The organism is Acinetobacter sp. YH1901134 (genome assembly GCF_013416965.1).
Classification (GTDB): domain Bacteria; phylum Pseudomonadota; class Gammaproteobacteria; order Pseudomonadales; family Moraxellaceae; genus Acinetobacter; species Acinetobacter amyesii.
Genome location: NZ_VPEW01000012.1, coordinates 1 through 20061, shown reverse-complemented (window position 1 = coordinate 20061; position 20061 = coordinate 1). Strand labels below are relative to the sequence as shown.

The window sequence follows — 20061 nt, the reverse complement described above, 5'->3', positions numbered from 1 at the left end:
ATCTAGGACTTTTAACATGAAATGGCAACTTCATCTCAATCCAACATTAGGTGTGATGGGTTTATTGATGTGTAGTATGTTTTTGAGTGCATGTACCCCGAACCACACACCGAAAGCGCAAAAATATGACAGCTTAGAACAAGCAACTTTGGCGCTGAATACCGAAAGTGAAAAAATTGATCTGTATATTGCGAAATTAGGTCAAGCCAAAACAGAAGCTGAAAAAAAGCAGCTGGCTTGCGAAAAAATTCCTCAACAGTTTGATTTGGTTTTGGCGATTGTCGAAAACAATCAACATTTGATGAGCGCTGAAGATTTAAAAGTTCAAGCGCAGTTTAAGCAAATGGCTGAGCAACAAAAGGCGCGCTTTACATCTAGCCTATGGTGTAAAGGTGCATAAATATAAAAGCGCTGTGACTGTTTTGAGTTCATCGTTTAAATCTCCTGTGTCATGCGCATAACAATCCATTGGAAAACCTCAGCACTATCGCAGAAAAGGCGTAAAATGCAGTTTTCTCGAAACTTTAGAATGCCATGTTGTCCTTATTTCTCAAAAGCTTAATGGGTGCCTTTGTTGTGGTATTAATTGCTTTGCTGTCTAAAAGTAAGGCGTTTTATATTGCAGGTTTGGTTCCATTGTTTCCGACTTTTGCGTTGATTGCTCATGTCATTGTTGCAAATGATCAGGGTGCAGCCGCATTACAAAAAACAGCACTGTTTGGACTCTGGTCTCTCATCCCATATTTCATTTATTTGTTGATGGTGTACCTGCTCGCAACACGTATGAGTTTAACGGCATGTTTGAGTGTAGCAACGTTGAGTTGGGTACTTGCTGCGGCTGTTTTAATTTATGCATGGCAGAGTTTTCAGTAAGCAGCAAAGCCAATATCGGTACTGATTCAGATCATTTATAAAACTATAGATTTGGCTAAAATTATGATGAATTTCCAATCGTTAAATGTGTGATTTTAAATGTAAGTATTTGAATATTTAATTATAATTCTGACAGAACAGCAAATAATCATGATAAGAGCAAATAATGTTAAAACAATTTTGGGTGATCATCTGCCTCATGTTTTCAAGCCAAATCCTGTGGGCTGAAGACAGTCAAATCCTCGCGTTTGAACAGTTTATTGACCCGGTAGCCGAGCAGCGTTATAGCGTGAGCGTGCCTGCGGTCGCGCAAAATGAACAGCTATGGTCTGTGGTATATATGGTGCTACAAACCAACCAAGTCCCTGACAATACCGTATTGGACTTTAAAGTCGTTCCCCAAGGCTTATTATTGAAAAATAATCCTGCACAAAAAATACAAGAGTATGCTTTTGACGGCGTGCAGTTGGCACAGAAAAAAGACTATGTACTGTCCCAATTTTCCGATTTGAGTGAGCAACTGGAAGATCAAACGGGCAAGAAAGTGCAGGATGCATCAATCTTTGATACCAGTCGTGCCCATGTATATGCCCGCGTCGAAGATTGGGTGCCTGACTATAATGCACAAGCAACTCAACTGAATATTGAACTGGGTAAACTCAATGAAATGCAGGTGAAAGGGCTGTATCTGATTTTAGGTAAAGGTGAAAAGCCCAAAGATTTATTGGCCATTGCTCAACTTGATCCGATGATCAAATCACAATTTCATTCAGAAGAAATGCAGGAACGCAAAGCAGCGCGCAGTGAATTGCGTGAAGCACGTTTTGCGATTTTTTTGGTGATTATCGCGATGGGGATTTTCCTCGGATGGTATCGTTTTAAACGCTAATACACTGAATGATCTTGCAAGGTCATTCTAAACACCAAATCCAACCGTATTAAAAAAAGGATCTAAAAGTAATTTTAGATCCTTAAATTTTTATACAATTTAATCAAAGGTTTATTCAACGGGCCATGTCCGCTGTTGATACGCGCTGTCCCAGAACATCCATTCTAATTTTGCGCCGTTCGTATAAGCCGCATGCATTTTTTCAAGTGTATCTGCATCGCAGCGGGCTGCCACTCGATCAATGGTTTGAATCACGTTTTGTACAGCAGTATTGAAGTCTTCACCTGAGTAGGTGTCGATCCATGCTTGGTAAGGGTTATTTGGCACAGATTGGCTTACAATGGCTTTGCCGACTTCCGCATAGATCCAAAAGCAAGGCAGGAGTGAGGCAAGGACCACAGGGTAACTTTCTGACCATGCTGTCGCTGTTAGAAATGAAGTGTAATGATGGCAGGCAAGGGTCAGTGGGGTATTTTCAAACTGTTCTTTGCTGATGTTGAAACCTTGCATAAAGTCATTGTGCAGACTGCGTTCCACCACGATGGCAATTTTTGCCGCTTCAGAAAACTGAATCACATCGTCGGCATCAAATGCCTTGGCTGCACACACTGCAAGTGCACGACCATAGGCCAATAAATAATGGGCATCCTGAATGACATAGTGACAAAAGGCGTCGCGGCTTAAGCTGCCCTGAGCCAATTCCTGATTAAACGGTAGATGGAGTATCTGCTGATATAACGCGGTATTACGTTGCCAAACTTCTTCAGAAAAACGCATTGAACATTCCTGTCGTTAAAAATGAAAGACGGGTCTACACCATGATGCGATGTAATTGAGAGACTCCATCTTAGAGTGTTTATTCAAAATGTAACGAATAATTTTTGGTTTCAATCCTGAAAAGCGGCATAATTGCGCCATAAACTTAGCTTCAAACTGGGTATTCCCTCATTTTGAAATCTTATTGAATGAATAGGTCGATCTATCATGATGAAACATTTTGGTTTCTCAATCGTCTTTACGATCGTGTGTCTTGCTATTTCTGCATATTGGGGGCTGAATCATGGCCCAAATGCAGGCGTGCAAGCCATGCTGACAGCACTGACCATCACTGCCATTTTAGCGGTGATGGAAGTGTCTTTGTCTTTTGACAATGCCGTTGTCAATGCATCTGTACTCCGTGGTTGGGATCATTTTTGGAAAATGATTTTCTTAACCGTCGGGATCGTGATTGCTGTCTTTGGTATGCGTCTGATTTTCCCAATTGTGATCGTGGCTGTTACTGCAGACATGGGTGCAATGGAAGTGGTGCAATTGGCGTTGAATGATCCAATTCAGTATTCAGCTAAATTGATGGCCCATCATGCAGAAATTGCGGCCTTTGGTGGTGCTTTCTTATTATTGGTGTTCCTGAACTTCTTCTTAGATGAAGGGAAAGATACCCATTGGTTCCGTTGGTTAGAGCGCCGTTTAGCTAATCTTGCAAACGTTCCTGCGATGTCCGTGTTTATTGCCCTAATTGCGTTATTGGTAATGGCAGCAAACGTGGCTGAAGCTTCTCGTTTAGCGGTAGTGATGGCGGGTATTTGGGGGATCGTGGTATATATCGGTGTCCAAGTACTGAGTCATTTATTGGGTGGCGAACCTGAAGTCGATGAAAACGGTAATGCGGTTGGACATGACGCAAATGGCGTACCGACGGGCGTGATCAAAGCAGGTTTTGGTGGTTTCCTTTACCTTGAAGTACTCGATGCCTCATTCAGTTTTGATGGTGTGATTGGTGCATTTGCGATTACCTCTGATGTGGTAATCATTATGCTCGGTCTTGCTATTGGTGCTATGTTCGTGCGTTCAATGACCATTTACTTAGTGGATAAAGGCACCTTAGATGCTTATATCTTCCTTGAACATGGTGCGCATTATGCGATTGGTGCTTTGGCCTTCATTATGTTGGCGAGTGGCACAGGTCTTCATGTCCCTGAAGTGGTAACGGGTCTAATTGGTGTGGCATTTATTGTTTGGGCTGTGATTGCCTCAATTCAATATAAAAAGCGTCAAGAAAATCTAGGCTAATTTAAATTTGCCTAAAATCTCCCAAAAAGCGCAGCGTCAGCTGCGCTTTTTATTTGTCCAATCATCAGGATATTTAAAATCAATAAAAATCCTGCTTCGCTTTAAGCTGAATGTCCTATAATCCCATTCCAAGATTAATGAATTTTTAACCAGCTATGATGAATGCTCTTGAACGACGCTCAACTTTTGCTTTGAGTAGTATTTTCGCCTTACGTATGCTGGGGCTGTTCATGATTATTCCTGTTTTCTCTGTGGCAGGTCAGCAATATGCAGGGGCAACACCGGCACTCATTGGTTTAGCGGTGGGTGTCTATGGCTTGACCCAAGCAATTTTACAGATTCCGTTTAGTTTGATTGCAGACCGTTATAGCCGTAAACCGTTGGTGGTGATCGGGCTGCTGTTGTTTGCTTTAGGCGGTGCAATTGCTGCAATGTCCGATAGTATCTATGGCGTAATTATCGGGCGTGCGATAGCCGGTGGTGGCGCTGTGTCAGCGGTGGTGATGGCCTTGTTAGCCGATGTCACACGTGAAGAACAGCGTACAAAAGCTATGGCGATGATGGGGATGAGTATCGGTTTGTCCTTTGTGGTCGCGTTCAGCCTTGGGCCTTGGCTCACAGGTTTAGTCGGCATCTCGGGTTTATTTTGGGTGACCACCATCATGGGACTTGCCGCGATTGCGATGTTGCTATTGGTACCGAAAGTAACGCGTCATCATAAAAATTTTCAACAAGGTTATCTGACGCAGTTAAAGCAAGTACTGAAAATGCCTGATCTAAATCGTTTACATGTTTCAGTCTTTTCATTGCATTTACTGCTCACAGCGATGTTTATCTATGTGCCGTCTCAGTTGATTGACTTTGCCAATATTCCATTACATTCACATGGTCTGGTGTATTTGCCGCTTTTGGTCGTGAGCCTGTTTTTTGCATTTCCAAGTATTATTTTGGCGGAAAAATATCGCAAAATGCGTGGCATTTTCTTGACCGCCATTGGTGGCATTATTTTAGGATTGGGCATCTTAATTTTTGGTTTCGAATCAAAATATATTTTGCTGACAGGCTTAGGTTTATTCTTTATTGCATTTAATGTGATGGAAGCATTATTACCGTCATGGTTATCGAAAGCAGCTCCAATTCAATCCAAAGCGACTGCCATGGGGGTGAACGCCAGCAGTCAGTTTCTGGGGGCATTTTTTGGTGGTATGATTGGTGGGCAACTTCTGTTGCTAAATGATACGGCAATGGGATGGGGCATCCTGACAGGGCTAGCCATTTTATGGTTGATCATTAGTTTTGGGTTGGCTCAGCCGCGTTATTTATCGTCTATGGTTTTCAGTTTGCCTGAAGATAAAGAAACGGATGAATGGACTTCTCAGCTTTTAGCAATTCGTGGTATTGAAGAAGTTGTGGTGATGTCTGACCAACAAGTGGCTTATGTAAAAGTGGATAAGCAGCAGATGGATGAATCTGCGCGACAACATTTAACGCACTTGTTAGGGAAAGAGGTAGCCATTTAACCATAACTCTTATAAAGTAAATAATAGAAACAAATAGGAAGAATACGTCTGATGCGTGGTGTAAATAAGGTCATTATTACTCATTAATCTTTTACTCTAACATTTTACTATAAGAATGCTATGTATTCATTTATACTATTTCCTATAGAACATACTCTAGCAAAGTAGTTCGATAGGAGAAGAGAAGGTGTATATATGGCATATATTGATAAGTTAGCTGAAGTAACACTTGGTAAGACTACTTATAAGAAATTTCCTGTAATTTTAAATATACATCATATTCTCAATCGTCTTGTTCTAAAATATTTTCTTTCACATAGGATAGTGTGGAGTGAAAATACACTTCATACGTATAGTAAACACTTATGTGATTTTTTCTCTCAACTCGAAGTTGAAAATCCAGAAGCATCCTTTGATCATATTAATGATGTTTGGTTAGAAGCATATGCATATCAAATACTAGAGAGAAATCAGAATTCCCCTGTTTATATTTCACAAATTTTAACTACTGTTATTCATTTTTTAGTTTGGTGTGAAGATAACGGGTACTGTAAAAATTTAATTGGTCCTACTTCTTCTTTCAAAATCCAAATAATTTCAGATGAAGATTCTGTTACTCACCCATTGATTAAGCATTTTGCTAAGAAAAAGTCTCCACTTAAGCTTGCACCTAAAGAAGAATGGATTTGTAAAGTATTAGCAGTAAATCATTTCAAATCTAATAGGCTCGAAACTCGTTTTAGTTTAATGGTGGATTGGGCGCTAAAGGCTGGACTACGTGCTCATGAGATTTGTTCCTTAAACATTGATCAAATCCCTACTAGAGAGAGAATAGAAAGAAGTAGGATAGATGAGGAAAATCTTTATATTTATTTAATTGTGACGAAGGGGGGGAAGCGAAATTCAATTCCTGTTAATTCTGATTTATTGAAAAGAACCCGAGACTATATAGATTTTGAAAGACAGGAGATTATCAAAAAATTTAGACAAAAAGCATCTTTAGAAAAAGAAATATACGATCCAGCTAAAGAAATATTTCTTTCCTTAAAAACTGGTCAAGCGCTTCATCCACGAACGCTTTCAAATCAAATTAAGTCAGCTTGGCATCAGGTCGTGAAGAGTGGAGAGCTCGCAGAAGACCAACATGTATGGACACATGGATTAAGACATCGTTTTGCTACCAACCAATCAAAAGGTTTTTCAAAAGCGGATCATATTAGTAATCCTCAGCAAGTCGTGAAATTACTTACGAGACATAAGCATGAATCTACTCTCGATATTTACACAGCTCGTCTTCATTTAGAGGGAGAGGGTATCGATGAGTAAGTTACAACGTAGCCCTATTTTTCTAAAAAAATCTAAAAGTGACCCAATTGTAGATTTTCCAAAAGCAGAAATAAAAGTTGGAAATAAATACTATGATCTTAGTGGCTTGAGTACATTAGATAATTTTTATGAAATAGTTTCGGGAATTAAGTCTTATCTTCAGGGCAGGCGTGCACCTAGCAAGCAGTTCCTAATATTAAAATATTTTTTGATGATTGTTTCTAAATTTTCAACAAAAATTGATAAGAAAACAATGACCTTTTATAAGAATCAATTGGATGCTAATCCTGATATTACTTTATCTACTAAGTGGCAAAAATATTCAATAGCATGTAATTTTATTAACTATTTAATTTCAAAAGAAATTATTGATGATTTTATTGTTCCCCCAAATTTTGAGAACATAGAAAAAAAGCCAATACCTTCATTTGCTGATATAGCGCGGAATTATATAGAGAATGATGATAATTTCGATAAATTAGATATTGAAGAGATTAGTAGTTTTTTTTCGTTAGCTTCTTTAGAAGCTAAGACTTTAAGTTATTGCTTAACTTCAATTGATTTAATACATGCTAAAGCTATCGAGGATATACATAAATGGGAGAAAGATTGGGATAAAGTACAAGAAATTATTGATAATATAAATAAATTTAACTTGGATAAAATAAGTAAGGTGCATGATTTTAATAGGGATTTTCAGATTCCTGAGCGAACATTAAGTGAGGCTCTTCAAATATTATATTCCAAATTTGGGAACAATATTCCAGCAGTCAAATGCTGGCCTAAAGGTATGGAAGACTTCTTTCGTTCTATAAATTGGAAAACTAGCAGAGTTAAAAATTTATTTAAGGGTGCTGAAAAATATACTGGAGATTTGGAGCTTTTAAATAAAGCAATTAGTAATCTGTCTTTAGTTGAACAGAATAAATTTAAGGAACTTAAAGATTATTATTTTAATTCTGAAGAGAGAGACCCACGAAGTATCGAGTTAGCTCTATCGGTTCTTTTTGTACATTATGGACGTATTCTACCTGATTCAACTCAATGGCCAAAAGGTATAGTAGATTACCTTAAATATAGAGAATGGACACCTAATCGAGTTAGAGCTGCATTTTTCCCTCATCCTGATACTTTAGCTCCTTTTATAGTAGGGTTGCTGTCTCATCCAGAATTAGCTCCAAATGTTGATTCTGTAGCATTTTATTGTTATCTAAATAGTTTTAAATTAAGTACAAACAAAGAGAAGGTTAACGTTTATCTAGGAAAATTTAGAGGAAACGCTTTATATAGAGATGTAAATGAATCTGATCCACTAATTTCTTGTTGTAGGAGTCATGCTCAAAGAATGTTGGATGTTCTAAAGACTTTGGATGATAGAGAGGAGATTAAAGTTATTTTGACTGAAAAAAATATCCCTCTATTCTTACAATTTACTCCTAATAATAATAAATATATTCGAACATTAGACCCATCAACTGTGACTAATGTTATTAAGAGATTTTTAGCAGATTTAGCAACTGAAGCACCTTCAATTTTTCCTTTAGTACAAGGGAATTGCACGGGGAAAAACTTTAGACCAACTATAGCTTTGATTGAAAGATTAAGTGGAACTAGTCTACTTTCAATTCAAAAATTATTGAATCATGCTCATTCTACTACTACGGCAATTTATACTGAACGTGTCCATACCAATTCAATCCTATTAAATAAATCAAAAGAGTTCCAGCGTTACTTAGTTGATAACGCTTTAAATGGAGATAGGGAGCATAAGAATAAAACAAAGAATAAAGAATTTGATGAGCCTGCTGATCAGTGGCTCAACTGTGAAGCAAAAAGAATATGGTTTAAAGATCATGAAGTAATTGCAGAATGGATTGCGTGGGAACAGGCAATTCTAGAAGCTGAAGATGAGTTAAAATTTGACAATCTTCTAAGATGGGAAAATTATTGGATACCAAGATTAGTAAAGTTTCAAAGCTTAATAGCCATGGTGCTAGAGGTAGATAAAAAACATGCTTTGGAATTAGCTAAGCAAATTAAACTTCCACCACTATCTTAAAGAAAATTTATAATGGAACAGTCTAGAGATCACATTTTTTCTATAAAAAATAATAATGCTGTTGAAAGGGATGAAGAACTAGTCCAAAGACATACACCCTGGTTATTAAATAACTATGAAGATGATGTTTGGAAGTTAAAACCTCATATTCATTCGGATGATAATTCAAAATATACGGTTAATTGGAACATTTTTGATACTAATCAATACATTGGGATTTTTAATAGGTGGGATTATTGGAAAAGTGCTGCTAAGGAATTAGCTTATTGGATAATGAATGCCCCTACCAATAAATGTAAGACCACTACTTCCTTAGCTAATTTTAGTCGTTCTATTCGAGAATTATATGAGTGGTTATGTTTTGAAAGAAAATGTTTTTCTTTATCTGAAGTAAAACAAGAAGATATAACATCTTTTATAGAGTATATTGCCTCAAAAAATCTGACTGAAGGTACAGTCTTGAATAAATTAATTGTAATTTCACATGCTTATACTCATCGAGAATATTTGAGTGAATCTTTTACATTTAATCCATTTAAATCAAAAAAAGTAACAGCTTTAGCTAAAGCTTATTCAATTGAAAATGGTCATACGCCGACATTGTATCCTCAAGAAATATTTGGATTACTAAACCATGCTTTAAAATTAGTAAAAGAGTCTAAAAATATATTACATCTTTTTGATAAATATATGGAAATGCATTCTGATACTTCTGTAGCTCATACATCATTGAATGTACGGTTTCATAAGTTAATGGGGGTTAAAACTAGTGAAGTACAAATGCAGGTGCGTGCCTTATATGGAGCAGCAATAACAATAATACTAATCTTACTTGCTGAAAGAAAACATGAATTGTCTCTTACAAGAGAGGATGATGTTATCAATATGCTGAATAATGATCTTGATATTCTTGTTGGTTTAGAAATGAAAACAGCAAAAACAATCACAGGGAAAAAAACAGAAAGAGCAGTCATTCAAGAAGTTAAAGATGCTTTAAACGTGATCTTAGAATTAACTAAATACACAAGAGTAAAGTCTGGATTAGAAACTATTTTATTAAAATTGCCTTTTGGTCATTCTGCAAATGGACAAGGAAAAAAGAGTTTCTATCTCTCGACAAATGGTTTGTATGTGGTTTTAAGATATTTTGCAGATTCTGCGAAATTTAATAGAGTTGAGATAAGACCACATATGTTTAGGCGAGCATATTCGATGCTGTGGACTTGGAGGTATGAAATTGGTGACCTTGAAGAATTAAGATTAATGTTAAAACATAATAGTTTAAATTTTACTCAGAAATATACTGATGATGAAGAAGTCTGGGAATTTATGGGGAAAAATGAGCAAGATTTAGCTTTTGATTTGTTGAATAGAGCTTTTCAAAAGAAAATTGTTGTAGCAGGAAAAATGGGTAAGACTTTAGAAAGATACAGTCGCATTATTCAAGCGAAATCTACCTTGCTTGATGTTATGAGTATTGCGGATCATATAGATGAAATCATAATAGATACTGGTTTACGTGTGGTAGCTCATGCTGATGGATTTTGTTTTATAAATCATACAAGTTTGCAAAATGCTTTATGTCGAACTGAAGGGATAGGTTTAGATCCTGTTAAAAGAAAAGACTCAATATGTATGAATTGCCCGAACTTTGCTACAGATAATTCTCGTAAACCATATTGGGAAAAAAGAATTGAATTACATCAAGAAGTTGTTGAATTAAGCAAAAATGTACAGCTTGTTGAGAGTTCAAAAAATTTTTTAAAAAAAGCCGAAAAAATATTAGAGACCATATCTTAGCTAATAACTGGCATGCAGCAACTTAATGCTATAATAGGCATATATTTTCAGTTAATAAAAAGTATAGTTGCATACTATAAAAGATAACTTGAAGTAACTGATAGGTCTTAGAGAGAGATAACTTTTGGTGAATAGTAAGGATAGATTCCAAAAAGCAGTAAGAGAATCATTGAACCAATTAGTTGCTAATGGTGAAAAAAAAATTACTCACGCTAAAATTATTGCCAATGCTAAATATGAAGATGGGTCTCCAGTAGGAAAAACTACGTTATATGCAAAAAATGCTGTTACTAAAGAACCTATCCATGGAACTTTGATAGATGAGATAAATACAAAGATTGCTAATCTGCCGAAAAATGACTTCAGTAAAAAAAAGACATCAATTGAAACAAATAAAGAGCTCAAATTGAGGATCACAGAGCTTGAAGAGAAAAATAATCAACTTTTGATTCAAATGGTTGAAATAGAAAATAGTTTTGAAAATACAGCTCATCGGAATGATGAAAATCAAATACAAGATTTAGAGTTAAATTTGTATATATTAGCTTTCTTATTGAATTCACCACTTTTAGGGAGAGGGCATCCAGAGTTGTATAAAACAATAAAGAGTTTTGAAGCAAAGCATCATGGAAAACCGAAAATGGAGTTTGCAAAAGAACAAATTCAAAAAATGAAAAATGAGATAGAATGTTCTAAAGTCATTTCCATGAAAGGAAGTTTTAAGGAAGACTGATAGCCTTATGCTTCACGATAAATATGGTGTGTTCAGTTAAGTGTTAAATGTATTGAAATTAAGAGGTTATCATGGCTAGAGGTTCGGTTAACAAGGTCATTCTGATTGGCAGTTTAGGAAAAGACCCTGAGACCAAAAGTTTCCCAAATGGTGGTTCACTTACACAGTTTTCAATAGCTACTAGTGATTCTTGGGTAGATAAAAATACTGGTGAGCGTAAAGAGCAAACGGAATGGCATCGTATTGTGTTGCACAACCGTTTAGGCGAAATCGCTCAGCAATTTTTACGTAAAGGTTCTAAAGTTTACATTGAGGGATCATTGCGTACCCGTCAATGGACGGATCAAAATGGTCAAGAGCGTTACACTACAGAAATTCGTGGCGAACAAATGCAAATGCTAGATTCAGCTCGTCAACAAGGTGAGCAAGGTCAAGGTGGTGGTGAATTTAATCAACCACGTTTTAACAACAATCAAGGTGGTTATAATAATAACCAAAACCAAGGCGGCTACGGCAACCAAGGTGGTTATGGTAATAATCAACCGGCTCAAGGCAATAGCTACGGCAACAATAACCCGGGTGGTTTTGCGCCGAAACAACAGCCTGCACCGACACCAGCACCAGCACCAGCAGACTTAGATGACGATCTACCGTTCTGAGACACACTAGAGATATATTTTTGTAAAGTTTATAAAATTTATCTTTATATTTAGTAGGTTACAGAGAAAGTTTACAGATACTAAAATAGTTCTGTAAACTTTTTTTTATTATGATTTAATATATTTAATACTTAGACTTTTTGTAAAATTTATGCTTTCAGTTAAAAGATTTGTCATGAATAGTGGGGAAAGATTTGCTGTCTTAATTGATAGTAATGGTCTCCCTCTAACATACCCAAATCTTTATACGATGATTTATTTGAGAAACAGAGGGCATTCGGTTAACACAATTGTTGCGGTACTTGAAGATATTGAACTGCTTTACCATATTTTTCATAAATGGCTTTGTTGCACAAACCTATCTGTAAAGGGTTTTTCAGCGATATAATTTTCAAATGAAGAAGCCTGCACACAAAATCTACCGCACAACCAATTGGCCCGCATATAACCGAGCACTCATGAATCGCGGAAATATTGCCATTTGGTTTGATCCTGCTACGCAATGGTATGCGCCATCAAAAGGCAAACAAGGGCGAAATCAAACCTACTCCGACGCAGCCATCCAATGCTGCTTAATGATTAAATCTTTATTCCGTCTGTCTTTACGTAAGGTCACTGGCTTTGTGCAAAGTCTGATTAAACTTTGCGGATTAAATTGGATAGCTCCAGATTACACCACGCTTTGTAGAAGACAAAAGCATATTGATATTGTAATCAGCTACCAAAAAAGTAGTGATGGGCTGCATCTACTCATGGACTCTACAGGCATGAAGTTTCTAGGTGAGGGCGAATGGAAACGCAAGAAACATGGATCTGAATATCGTCGCCAATGGCGTAAACTTCATATTGGTATAGATGCTAAAACCCTACAAATACGAGCAGTTCAGCTTAAAACCAATAATGTCAGTGATTCACAGGTGCTTGGTGATTTACTTAATCAGATTCCACAAGATGAGCAGATTAACTCTGTTTATACCGATGGAGCTTATGACACCAAGCAATGCCGTCAGGTCATTGCAGATCGGCAAGCGCATGCGGTGATTCCACCTAGAAAAAATGCGAAACCATGGAAAGATACAAAGAGTAGCTCGCTAGAGCGAAATGAATTACTTCGAACAATTAAACGTTTAGGCAGGACACTATGGAAAAAATGGTCAGGCTATCATCGGCGAAGTTTGGTTGAAACTAAGATGCATTGCATCAAATTATTAGGAGATAAACTCAGTGCAAGGAGTTTTGATAGCCAAGTGAATGAGATCCATGCACGTGTAGCAGTCCTTAACAGATTTACGGAATTAGGTCGCCCACTTACCCAAGTTACGCCTTAAATTTAGCTCAATTAGGGGCGCTTTGCATTTCAAATCTTTGTGCAAAAAGCCTATCGCTGAAAAACCCTTTACAGATAGGTTTGTGCAACAAAGCCTAAAAATACTATAGAATAGATGAAAAATTTAACAATATTTTTATGGGGTTGAGGGTAGTTTAGTGGCTAAAATTTTTATTAGTTATGCACATAAAGATGAAGATCATAAGAATGCATTAACAGAGCATTTATCTCCCTTAGTAAGAACTGGTTTGATTGAAGAATGGAACGATAGAAAATTAGTACCAGGCACAAATTGGGAAAATGAAATATCAGAAAATTTACAAAATTCCACAATTATTCTTTTTTTAATTAGTTCTAGTTTTCTAGATTCAGACTATTGTATAGAAGTAGAAGCACAAACCGCATTAAAAATGCACAAGGAAGGTAAAGCACAACTTATACCAGTAATTCTTAGACCTAGTATGTGGAATAAGAACTCTGATTTATCAGAGCTTCAAGCATTACCAACAGATGCAAAGCCTATTACTAAATGGGATGATGCAGATGAGGCTTGGTTGGATGTAGTGCAAGGTCTTAATACTGTAATTACTACTTTTCAGCCAGTCGAGATTATGAAAACTAATAAAATTATAGATTCTGAAGAGAATATCGGTATAACTACAGATATTGAAAATTGGTTAAATGATACTGAAATAACTCTAACCCATAGAAATGTTACAAAAATAGGATTAGATCAAATCTTTATTACCCCTGATGTAGAGATAAAAAATGAAAATATAGGGGATGAATTAAAATTTTATCATGACTCAGGAGATGTATTAAGAAAATGGGATGAAATATTAATTGTAGCGGAAGAGCAACAGGGTAAATCATCACTTCTAAAATATCATTACAGAGATCAACTTATTAAGGGTTTTTTACCTTTATATATAAGTGCAGCGGAAATTAAAAAATCTAATACGGAAGAAATAATTAAGAAACAGTTAAAAAAACAATATAACAATTTAAGTTTTGATGATTATATTAATTCTAATAAAGCAATTTTATTATTAGATAATGTTGATCAAATCGGTTTAAATCCTAAATATCGCAATATACTTTTAAGTGAATTTAATAAAATTTTTATAAAGAAAATTTATACATCTCAAATTTCATATTTATTAATGATTAATGATATACCACCTCTTTTAAATTTTACAAAGGCAGAGATATTAGGCTTAGGGCATAAGAAAAGAGAAAAACTAATTCAAAAATGGGTTTCGTTAGGTATTGAAGAAACTATTCAAGAAAAAGATTTATATGAAAGATGTGATGATTTAAAAGAACGACTTAATACTATTGTTAAAAGAAATATTGTTCCATCAAAGCCAATATATATATTAATGATGCTTCAAATGTTTGAAGCTCATAAAAACTTAAATTTAGAGCTATCTTCCCATGGTCATTGTTATCAACAATTAATTTACCAGTCATTTGAGAATGCAAAAATAAATGAAAGAGAATATGATAAGTATTTAAATGTATTAACAGAATTAGCATGGAGAATATTTGTTAAAGAATCAGATTTAAATGCTTATGAACTTGAAGAATTTTTTTCTTATTATCAAAAAGAATTTCTAAATATAGATAAAGAAATAATTCTTAAGAAATTAGTAGGACATTCAATATTAATGAAAAATGGTATTTATACAGGATTTAAATATCCATATATATTCTATTTTTTTGTAGGTAAGAAAATTGCTGAATCATTTTCAGAGGATGAAGAAGCTAAAGTAAAAGTGGATTACTTAATAGATAATATGCATCGTGAAGACTTTGCAAACATTCTTATTTTTATAACACATCATACTAAAGATGCATGGGTTCTTGACAAAATAAATAATATAATGCAGTCACTATTTGATTTTAATGAGGAGGCTTCTTTAGAAAAATCCCAGCTTAAATTTATGGATGAGTTTATGAAACAAATTCCTGAAATAATAATTGAACAAAGAGTTGTTCAAAGTGAGCGTGATAAACATAATGAAAATTTGGATCTAGCTGAAAGATCAGGTAATCATGAAATTAATAAACTTGAAGCAAATTATGTAGATGTTTCTAAAGATATATTAGCGAATATTAATAAGGCTTTTAAAGGGATGGAAATTTCTGGCCAAATTATCAGAAATAGACACGCTTCATTAAAAAGAAGAGCATTAAATGATTTAGCAATAAAAAGTATTAAATCAGGGTTAAGGTTTTTACAATATTTTATTCAGGTTACTGATATTGCTAAAAAAGAAATAGTTCAGTTAATTTCACAACAATTAGCTGAAAACCCTAGTCTTTCAAATAAAGAAATAGAAAAGTATGCTGAAAATGCTTATACACATTTAACATATAATGTTATGCAAGCAGTAATAAGAAAAATAGCAGCTTCGATCGGATCGAAAGAAGCTTTAGAAGTTTATGATAATATTAAAGAAGAAAATGAAACACCGGCTTTAATTTTATTAAACCAGTGCATTCATCTACATTTTAATAAAAAGCTAGATATGTCAAAAATTTCTAATACAGCGGATCAATTAAGAAGTAATCCAGTTTGCTTTAGAATTCTTAAAGAACTAATAGTACAACATATATATATGTTTCCAACTGACTATAAGGAAAAACAACAGCTTTCTCAATTACTGCGCCTTCCTATTCAACAACAAAATATAATAGGAAAAAAGCAAAAAAGCTTAGCTTAGTAAGTATTTAGTATATGTCTTTTCTTGCTACCCATTGAGTGTGTTCGCGAGAAAAGGCATTTTCTGCATCACCAACAAATACAGAAAATTCGTCTTCGTTCATTTCATCTAATGCTTGAGACTTGATAATATTAATTTCATGTGCAGCTAAAGTATATGAAGCAGCCAGTTCTGAAAATCTTTTAGCTTGTATCCATGTTAAAATGCTTGCTGCTGCTGCAATAAAAATATCGGTAGGCCACGGTGTAATATCAGCAAAAGCTATTTTTGTAGCTGCTAATATGACTGCGATACTATTCATTATAATCAATATTATGAAGAAAAAATTTGATTTATCTTGATTATATTTTGCTTTTGCTGAATACCAATCGTTCTGGTCTTTAATTCTATATAGGTGATAATTTTGTTGTCTTGTCTTTAGATCTTTTGAACGCATTTCGATCATTTTTTTAGTGATTTGTTCATCACCAAGATGATTTGAATAGTTTTGACAGACTTCTCGATTTTGCTGGACTGCTTGATTTAAAGTTTTAATAAACTCACTTTTAGATTCTTTATCTTCATTATTAAATGGTTCTGCTTTACTAATATATCTCCAAGTTAATGTCTTAATTGATTCAGCAAGAGCTCTGCCAGAATACCAAATTTTTTCCGGTTTTTGAGTGGCTAAGTATATTGAACACAATAAAGTGGTTAATAGTACAAGTAATTGTAGTAAAGGAATTATCCAATGTGATATAGGAATGAAGGATAAAATTGCAGCTATTACTAAAGTAATTAAATTTGTTTTTAAAACAAGTTTAAATTTATCTTGATAATTTTTCGCTACTTTATCTGCGGCTAGAAATAAACCTGGAAAGTCTTCCTCTTTCATACTCACTCTCAATATCCAAGTTGTTGATAAATAGAATCTGGGTAATACCAGTTTCCACTTGGCTGCTTAACCCAATACTGTAGAGCATAGGCTACGATCTCTGCTGAAAAAGGAACAAATACTGCACCAATATCTTGTAAAAAAGTTGGACAAGTAGAGAAATTTAATTGGCGTGATCCATCTAAATTTACAGCAATGATTCGGCAGTTTTTTTCTAAGGCAACTTCAACTTCCCACTTAACAAATGTATTTTTCAAATAAGTATCTTTTCCTACTAGTACAATTAATGTACCAGCCATATTGATACGTTCTCTGCATAATCTTTTTATATAAGCTTCATTTACCGATTGTATAGCAGTATGTAATTGGCAATCAGTAAAATTAAAATTTATGTGCTTATTGGCTTTCCATGCCTGCATTAATCTGTAGTAATGAATATCAGTACTACTGAAGCTAACAAAAGTTCGAGGTAACCCCATAATTTTATGAGCCTTGATGATTAGAAAATGATTAAAATCTTAACAAAATTTTCATACAAATAGTTTAAGAGTTTTAAAAGTGAATTAAGACGACAAAAAAATTAACATTATTGTATTAAGTGCATAAAAGAGTTAGAAAAAGTGGGGCTCAGCGGACGCTTCCGTTCTAGATCATATACCCAAGTAATTTGTTAAGTTGTTTAAAGGTTTATTGTTTTAAATTCATTTAAATTCAGTTTCTTAAACAGTAAAATAGCTCCTTTTATTTTGTAAATAAGAGGAGCTATTTTTTTAAACTTTAAAAATGTTAAGTTAAAAGTGCATATATAATTTATTTTGTGTAAGCGTCCGCTGAGCCCCACTTTTTCTAACTTCTACAAATCTGATTGTTGTTCACTTCCAGTGTGTTTTTTAGATTGGAAATATCTAGATTTATCTAAAAATATCTGAAATTTATCACTTGTGTGGTAATCCTCCCATAAATAACCGAAGTTAAAAGTAGAGGTTAAGCAGCCATTAGAGGTGGCTTTCCTTTGTTAGCTTGATGTGGTCTTTCATGGTTGTAATGCCACAACCAGTTTGTTGCATAATCTTGTACTTCATCCAAAGTATCAAATAAATGCTTGCTCAGCCAACTATAACGTATGGTCCGATTATAGCGTTCAATATACGCATTCTGCTGTGGCTTACCCGGTTGAATATATTCAATACGAATACCGTGCTCAGTAGCCCAGCGCACAAATTCGTGACTGATAAATTCGGGACCATTATCGCATCGGATCACTTACGGTTTTTCTCTCCACTCCAGCAATTGATTCAACGTACGAATAACCCTGATTGTGGGCAATGAGAACCCTGCTTCAATGGCTAGGCCTTCGCGGCGGTAATCATCAATCACATTCAATAATCGAAACTTGCGACCATCGGAAAGCTGATCATGCATAAAATCTAATGACAAAACCTGATTTTCTCGGATTGGTTCTTTCAATGGTTCAGGCGCATGCCGTTTTAGTCTTCTTCTCGGTTTAATACGCAGATTCAGTGCCAACTCACAGTAAATGCGGTAAACCCGCTTGTGATTCCAGCAGCAACTCTCAACATGCCGTAAATACGAGAAGCACAAACCAAAGCCCCAATCGGAATTTTCCTCAGTGAGTTCAATGAGCTGTTCAGCAATGAGTGCATTGTCATCGCTGAGTTTGGCTTGATAGCGGTAGCAGGTTTCACTAATGCCAAATGCTTTACAAGCCAAACGAATACTAATGGCATGCTGGGCAACTGCCTGTTGTGCCATCTTACGCCGGCAAGATGGCTTTACCACTTTTTTGCCATCGCTTCCTGGATGATTTCGGCCTTTAATCGCTCTTCCGCATACATCTTTTTAAGTCTGGTATTTTCGGCTTCTAGCTCTTTCAGTCGAGCCATTAATGATGTATCCATACCACCATATTTGGCACGCCATTTATAAAAGGTAGCATTACTCATGCCGTGTTCACGGCAAAGGGTCGCTACAGGTGTGCCAGATTCTGCCTGTTTCAAGATGGACATGATCTGACTGTCAGTAAATTTAGATGTTTTCATGCAGAATCTCCTGCTCGTATCTTAAGAGAAAATTCTACTTTTAGATCCTATTATTTTTAGGGGGGATTACCCTTTAAAAAAGCTTTCTTGCAATATATAAGCAGCTGCTTTAGCGATATCACGCTCAGATGTTGGTTTTTTAGTTGGCATATCAAAAACTCTCATAAGTGATAATTTTAAGCATGTTTTTAACCACTGCATAAAAATAGACCAAAAATTAAGCTTTTTTAGTTTTACAGATTCGAAAATAAATAGTAATAATTCATGAATAGTAGCCGAAGCTACCATTCATGAATCCAAATCATACTATTTTAAAAAACTAATTCGATGCCTGCACCATATTTCCATCCCTTTTCAGACTCTGTTGCCTCTTGCATAGAAGTGGCTTTCTGTCCTTTTTCAAATTGGTAAGCAACATCAATGAAAGGTTTAATTCGCTTAGTAATCTCATATCGGGTTTTGATACCAGTTTTTAGTTCTGATAAACCTGATTTTGCAGCATAGTTAGAATCATCGCTAAATATTACATCTGCTTCGATATAAGGTTGAGTAATAAGTTTCTGAGTTAAAAGCAAATCACGTTCTAATTCAAAACTTGCTCCCCAAAAATTATTCTCACCGCCATAAAGATATGCTTGTGTTTCAAAGAAATAAGGAGCTAGACCTAATATACCAATAACCCCATCAACTCGATCACTGTTGCTGCTATTTTTATCTTCGCTATATCTTACACCAGCTTGTATATCCCAAAATGGGGCTACGTTACGGCTATAAAGTGCTGATACAGCATATTTTGGATCATTACTTTCTGACTTTTCCGAATTGGCTTCAATAAATAGACGATTTTCATCTGTTCCAATCAAAGTTTCAAGCTTTGTTCCTAGGTTGCCCTTACCGTCTTCATCAACCATCCATGCATTTTCAAGTCTTGTTACTTGATAAATTTGTCCGCCATGTTCTTTAAGATGATCATCGTGAGATCCGTCTGATCTCTTTCTTGCAGTCAAAATAATATGGCACTGTTGCAAATAGGCTGACATGATAAGCTAAATATCTTATTTATTTCGAGATACAGCAGATGAATCCCTTCCACGGTCGGCACTTTCAAGGTGAAATCATTCTTTGGGCTGTTCGTTGGTATT

Annotated in this window: 16 protein-coding genes and 3 pseudogenes; 13 read left to right on the top strand and 6 right to left on the bottom strand. The window is 35.3% G+C overall.

Translation table 11 applies throughout. From position 1 onward, the window contains the following. The first annotated feature begins 16 nt into the window (after positions 1 to 16). The 3 genes from FTV50_RS12450 to FTV50_RS12440 all read left to right on the top strand — a co-directional run bounded on the left by FTV50_RS12450 (position 17) and on the right by FTV50_RS12440 (position 1762). Positions 17 to 400, top strand: a complete 384-nt coding sequence (locus FTV50_RS12450; RefSeq protein ID WP_180024596.1) for a hypothetical protein — start codon at positions 17 to 19, stop codon at positions 398 to 400. Positions 401 to 534: 134 nt separating this feature from the next. Beyond that, complete coding sequence (locus tag FTV50_RS12445) at positions 535 to 873, top strand: GlpM family protein (protein ID WP_078190528.1); 339 nt, start codon at positions 535 to 537, stop codon at positions 871 to 873. Positions 874 to 1039: 166 nt separating this feature from the next. Further along, positions 1040 to 1762, top strand: coding sequence for a hypothetical protein (locus FTV50_RS12440; protein ID WP_180024595.1), 723 nt, complete (start codon positions 1040 to 1042; stop codon positions 1760 to 1762). A 111-nt stretch (positions 1763 to 1873) separates the two neighbouring features. Here FTV50_RS12440 and tenA read toward each other — a convergent pair whose 3' ends face one another. After that, positions 1874 to 2539: a thiaminase II gene (gene tenA, locus FTV50_RS12435; protein ID WP_078190526.1), complete on the bottom strand. Its 666-nt coding sequence runs from the start codon at positions 2537 to 2539 to the stop codon at positions 1874 to 1876. Positions 2540 to 2746: 207 nt separating this feature from the next. On the opposite strand from tenA, the gene FTV50_RS12430 reads away from it, so the two are divergent. From FTV50_RS12430 to FTV50_RS12390, 10 genes and pseudogenes are all read left to right on the top strand, one after another. Next, positions 2747 to 3832 carry a DUF475 domain-containing protein gene (locus FTV50_RS12430; RefSeq protein WP_180024594.1) on the top strand — a complete coding sequence of 362 codons (1086 nt, stop codon included), beginning with the start codon at positions 2747 to 2749 and terminating at the stop codon, positions 3830 to 3832. A gap of 155 nt (positions 3833 to 3987) precedes the next feature. Beyond that, positions 3988 to 5352 carry an MFS transporter gene (locus FTV50_RS12425; protein WP_111884498.1) on the top strand — a complete coding sequence of 455 codons (1365 nt, stop codon included), beginning with the start codon at positions 3988 to 3990 and terminating at the stop codon, positions 5350 to 5352. A gap of 195 nt (positions 5353 to 5547) precedes the next feature. Beyond that, positions 5548 to 6678, top strand: a complete 1131-nt coding sequence (locus FTV50_RS12420) for a tyrosine-type recombinase/integrase (protein WP_151838363.1) — start codon at positions 5548 to 5550, stop codon at positions 6676 to 6678. Next, positions 6671 to 8737: a motility associated factor glycosyltransferase family protein gene (locus FTV50_RS12415; protein WP_180024593.1), complete on the top strand. Its 2067-nt coding sequence runs from the start codon at positions 6671 to 6673 to the stop codon at positions 8735 to 8737. The genes FTV50_RS12420 and FTV50_RS12415 overlap by 8 nt, the downstream gene beginning before the upstream one ends. A 12-nt stretch (positions 8738 to 8749) precedes the next feature. Continuing rightward, entirely contained in the window at positions 8750 to 10537 is a 1788-nt protein-coding gene (locus FTV50_RS12410) for a site-specific integrase (RefSeq protein ID WP_151838364.1), read from the top strand. A gap of 127 nt (positions 10538 to 10664) precedes the next feature. Beyond that, positions 10665 to 11270: a hypothetical protein gene (locus tag FTV50_RS12405; protein ID WP_228130655.1), complete on the top strand. Its 606-nt coding sequence runs from the start codon at positions 10665 to 10667 to the stop codon at positions 11268 to 11270. Between the two features lie 71 nt (positions 11271 to 11341). After that, on the top strand, positions 11342 to 11929 hold the full coding sequence (ssb, locus tag FTV50_RS12400) for a single-stranded DNA-binding protein (RefSeq protein ID WP_087554243.1): 588 nt from the start codon (positions 11342 to 11344) through the stop codon (positions 11927 to 11929). A gap of 151 nt (positions 11930 to 12080) precedes the next feature. Continuing rightward, positions 12081 to 12269, top strand: a pseudogene (locus FTV50_RS16745) (site-specific integrase); the annotation flags it as partial. 55 nt (positions 12270 to 12324) lie between these two features. Beyond that, the gene (locus tag FTV50_RS12395) at positions 12325 to 13257 is read left to right on the top strand and encodes an IS5 family transposase (RefSeq protein WP_180024592.1); all 933 of its coding nucleotides are present in this window, start codon (positions 12325 to 12327) and stop codon (positions 13255 to 13257) included. 157 nt (positions 13258 to 13414) lie between these two features. After that, positions 13415 to 15985 carry a toll/interleukin-1 receptor domain-containing protein gene (locus FTV50_RS12390; RefSeq protein WP_180024591.1) on the top strand — a complete coding sequence of 857 codons (2571 nt, stop codon included), beginning with the start codon at positions 13415 to 13417 and terminating at the stop codon, positions 15983 to 15985. Positions 15986 to 15992: 7 nt separating this feature from the next. Here the strand turns inward: FTV50_RS12390 and FTV50_RS12385 are convergent, their stop codons facing one another. The 5 genes and pseudogenes from FTV50_RS12385 to FTV50_RS12365 form a co-directional block, all read right to left on the bottom strand. Continuing rightward, positions 15993 to 16859, bottom strand: coding sequence for a DUF4231 domain-containing protein (locus tag FTV50_RS12385; RefSeq protein WP_058952493.1), 867 nt, complete (start codon positions 16857 to 16859; stop codon positions 15993 to 15995). 8 nt (positions 16860 to 16867) lie between these two features. Further along, positions 16868 to 17338: a TIR domain-containing protein gene (locus FTV50_RS12380; RefSeq protein WP_058951564.1), complete on the bottom strand. Its 471-nt coding sequence runs from the start codon at positions 17336 to 17338 to the stop codon at positions 16868 to 16870. A gap of 505 nt (positions 17339 to 17843) precedes the next feature. Continuing rightward, positions 17844 to 18919 (bottom strand): annotated as a pseudogene (locus FTV50_RS12375) (IS3 family transposase). Positions 18920 to 18985: 66 nt separating this feature from the next. Then, positions 18986 to 19207 (bottom strand): hypothetical protein, encoded by a 222-nt coding sequence (locus FTV50_RS12370; RefSeq protein ID WP_058870629.1) that lies wholly within the window; start codon positions 19205 to 19207, stop codon positions 18986 to 18988. A 23-nt stretch (positions 19208 to 19230) separates the two neighbouring features. Beyond that, positions 19231 to 19902, bottom strand: a pseudogene (locus FTV50_RS12365) (copper resistance protein B); the annotation flags it as partial. Positions 19903 to 20061 lie beyond the last annotated feature (159 nt).

What these genes read in the sequence shown, in the direction of transcription:
- FTV50_RS12450 (WP_180024596.1), top strand. Translation starts at nt 17, where the DNA reads ATGAAATGGCAACTTCATCTCAATCCAACATTAGGTGTGATGGGTTTA.
- FTV50_RS12445 (WP_078190528.1), top strand. Translation starts at nt 535, where the DNA reads ATGTTGTCCTTATTTCTCAAAAGCTTAATGGGTGCCTTTGTTGTGGTA.
- FTV50_RS12440 (WP_180024595.1), top strand. Translation starts at nt 1,040, where the DNA reads ATGTTAAAACAATTTTGGGTGATCATCTGCCTCATGTTTTCAAGCCAA.
- tenA (WP_078190526.1), bottom strand. Translation starts at nt 2,539, where the DNA reads ATGCGTTTTTCTGAAGAAGTTTGGCAACGTAATACCGCGTTATATCAG.
- FTV50_RS12430 (WP_180024594.1), top strand. Translation starts at nt 2,747, where the DNA reads ATGATGAAACATTTTGGTTTCTCAATCGTCTTTACGATCGTGTGTCTT.
- FTV50_RS12425 (WP_111884498.1), top strand. Translation starts at nt 3,988, where the DNA reads ATGATGAATGCTCTTGAACGACGCTCAACTTTTGCTTTGAGTAGTATT.
- FTV50_RS12420 (WP_151838363.1), top strand. Translation starts at nt 5,548, where the DNA reads ATGGCATATATTGATAAGTTAGCTGAAGTAACACTTGGTAAGACTACT.
- FTV50_RS12415 (WP_180024593.1), top strand. Translation starts at nt 6,671, where the DNA reads ATGAGTAAGTTACAACGTAGCCCTATTTTTCTAAAAAAATCTAAAAGT.
- FTV50_RS12410 (WP_151838364.1), top strand. Translation starts at nt 8,750, where the DNA reads ATGGAACAGTCTAGAGATCACATTTTTTCTATAAAAAATAATAATGCT.
- ssb (WP_087554243.1), top strand. Translation starts at nt 11,342, where the DNA reads ATGGCTAGAGGTTCGGTTAACAAGGTCATTCTGATTGGCAGTTTAGGA.
- FTV50_RS12395 (WP_180024592.1), top strand. Translation starts at nt 12,325, where the DNA reads ATGAAGAAGCCTGCACACAAAATCTACCGCACAACCAATTGGCCCGCA.
- FTV50_RS12385 (WP_058952493.1), bottom strand. Translation starts at nt 16,859, where the DNA reads ATGAAAGAGGAAGACTTTCCAGGTTTATTTCTAGCCGCAGATAAAGTA.
- FTV50_RS12380 (WP_058951564.1), bottom strand. Translation starts at nt 17,338, where the DNA reads ATGGGGTTACCTCGAACTTTTGTTAGCTTCAGTAGTACTGATATTCAT.
- FTV50_RS12370 (WP_058870629.1), bottom strand. Translation starts at nt 19,207, where the DNA reads ATGGTAGCTTCGGCTACTATTCATGAATTATTACTATTTATTTTCGAA.